Here is a 2,440-nt window from a genome sequence, read left to right on the forward strand (position 1 = left end):
GGCCGCTGCGCCTCGAGGACGTCGCGGTGGAGATCGGCGTGCACCTGTCCACGGTCTCTCGCGGCGTGACTGGCAAGTACATGGCCACTCCCTACGGGCTCTTCGAGCTCAAGCACTTCTTCAGCGGCGGCTACAGGACCACCACCGGCATGGACGTCGCGGCGACAAGCATCAAGCACCGGCTGCGTGAACTCGTGCAGACGGAGGATTCCGTCAAGCCGTTCTCGGATCAGAAGCTCGCCGGGCTGCTCTCGGACGAGGGCGTGACCGTCGCACGACGTACGGTGGCGAAGTACCGCGAGGAGCTGCAGATAGAACCCTCGTGGGCGAGGCGTCGCCGATGAGCCCTGACGAGGTGCGGCCGCAGGCGAACGGGGCAGCATCGAGAGCCGATGCGATCACTCCGGTAACGGCCATCGCGGTGATGGTGCTCGTCGTCACGATCCTGCACCTGTACACCAACACCCTCGGCAACGTCGCCGTACTTCATCTGCTCTACCGGCGCCTCTACTACATACCGATCCTGTACGCCGCGTCCAAGTTCGGCAGGAGGGGCGGGCTTCTCACCGCGCTCGCGTGTTCGATACCGTTCGCCGCACATGCGCAGGTGAGCCTCGGTGGCCTCACGGGAGAGGGACTGAACAACGCGCTGGAGATCGTCATGTTCTTCGTCGTGGGCGGACTCTTCGGCGCGCTGCGCGATAACGAGGAGCGCAAGACTCTCGACTTGAGACAGGTGAGCCTGCGGCTCGAGGACGCATACAAGAAGCTCGAGGAGCGCGCGATCCAGCTCATCACGATCCAGGACTACACGCAGTCCATCCTTCGCTCGATCACCTCTGGGGTGCTCACCGTCGGACCGGACGGATCGGTTGCCACGGCGAACGCGTCTGCTGAAGAGATCATGGGCGTGTCCGAGTACGAGATGGTGCCCAAGCCCATCGGCTTGCTCTTCCGCGACGACGGCGGAATCGGGTCGGACGTGGCACGAGTGCTTGCGGGCCGCGTGCCGGTCGCGCTCCGCGAGGTCACAGTGGTGACAGTGGGCGGCAAGTCCGTGCACGTGCAGGCCTCGACGACGCGGATGCGCACCGTCGGGGGGCGCGTCCTGGGCGCCGTCATCACACTTGAGGATGTTTCCGACATCAAGTCGCTCACCGACCAACTGATCCGCGCGGATAGGCTCGCAGCCATGGGCGAGCTGACGGCGGGTGTCGCGCATGAGGTGCGAAACCCGCTTGGCGTCATCAGGGCGAGCGTCCAGCTGCTCGAGGATGCGCAGTGCGACCCCGCCCGCATCAACGAAGCTGGGGAGGTCATCAAGCAGGAGATCGACCGGCTCGACAAGGTGATCAAAGCGCTCCTCGACTTCGGGCGACCGAGCAAGCCGACCCTCGTGGAAACGGATCTCGAGTCCGTGCTCGACGACGTCATACTCTTCACGCAGCGCTTCGCCAAACAGTCGGACGTGCGCATCGAGACGCTCTACGACGGTGATCTGCCACGTGTCGTCGGCGACCCCGATCAGCTGAAACAGGTGTTCCTGAACCTCGTGACGAACGCGGTCCAGGCCATGGAAGACGGCGGAGGCCTCATCAGAGTGAGGACGGCGGTGGACGGCCAGTACGTGCGTGTCGACGTCGAGGACAACGGACGGGGGATTCCCGAACAGAATCTCGGCAAGGTGTTCGACCCCTTCTTCTCGACCAGAGACGACGGCACGGGACTCGGACTTACGATCGTGCACCGCATCATCGACGAGCACGGTGGGCATATCGAGGTACAGAGTGGTCGCGAAGGCACGGCGTTTCGTGTGTCGCTTCCGGCAGTTGAACACGCGTACGAGCGGAGGAACGGATGAATCGACGTGTGCTCATCGTCGACGACGAGAAGAACATGCGCTGGGTCCTCGGACAGGCGCTTTCGACAGACGGGTTCGTGGTGAGCGAGGCGAGCGACGGCAAAGAGGCCCTATCCGCCGTGGCTGAGCAGCCGCCCGACATCATGGTGCTCGATCACAGGATGCCTGCGCCTGACGGCATGGAGGTCCTGCGCCGGGTGCGCTCGAAGGGCCATACGTTTCCCATAATCATGCTGACAGCGCACGGCAACGTGGCTCAGGCTGTCGAGGCCGTGAAAGCAGGTGCGAGCGAGTATCTGACGAAGCCCTTCGATCTCGACGAGCTCAAGATCGCCATCGCCAAGGCGCTTGAGTTCAGCGTGCTCGCCGCGGAGGTCGAGCGGCTTCGGACCGAACTGAACAAGGAATACGACCTCGAAGGCATCGTTGCGTCCGACCCCGGCATGATCGCGGTTTTCGACACGGTACGTCGTGTTGCCGCGACCAGCGCGACGGTGATGATCTACGGCGATTCAGGAACGGGCAAGGAACTCGTCGCGCGAGCCGTCCACTCGCTCTCCGAGAGAGCGAGCAAACCGT

General features: G+C 63.9%; 3 protein-coding genes. All 3 read left to right on the top strand.

Annotation, left to right across the window (positions count from 1 at the left end):
* Window positions 1–344: RNA polymerase sigma-54 factor (locus Q8K99_07035; protein ID MDP2182307.1), on the top strand; the 344-nt coding region annotated here is incomplete at its 5' end.
* Window positions 341–1,861 (top strand): ATP-binding protein, encoded by a 1,521-nt coding sequence (locus Q8K99_07040; GenBank protein MDP2182308.1) that lies wholly within the window; start codon window positions 341–343, stop codon window positions 1,859–1,861. The genes Q8K99_07035 and Q8K99_07040, both read left to right, overlap by 4 nt.
* Window positions 1,858–2,440 (top strand): response regulator (locus Q8K99_07045; GenBank protein MDP2182309.1); only part of this gene is annotated, 583 nt, incomplete at its 3' end. The genes Q8K99_07040 and Q8K99_07045, both read left to right, overlap by 4 nt.

The sequence above is a fragment of the Actinomycetota bacterium genome (genome assembly GCA_030682655.1).
Taxonomy (GTDB): domain Bacteria; phylum Actinomycetota; class Coriobacteriia; order Anaerosomatales; family JAUXNU01; genus JAUXNU01.

What these genes read in the sequence shown, in the direction of transcription:
- Q8K99_07040 (MDP2182308.1), top strand. Translation starts at nt 341, where the DNA reads ATGAGCCCTGACGAGGTGCGGCCGCAGGCGAACGGGGCAGCATCGAGA.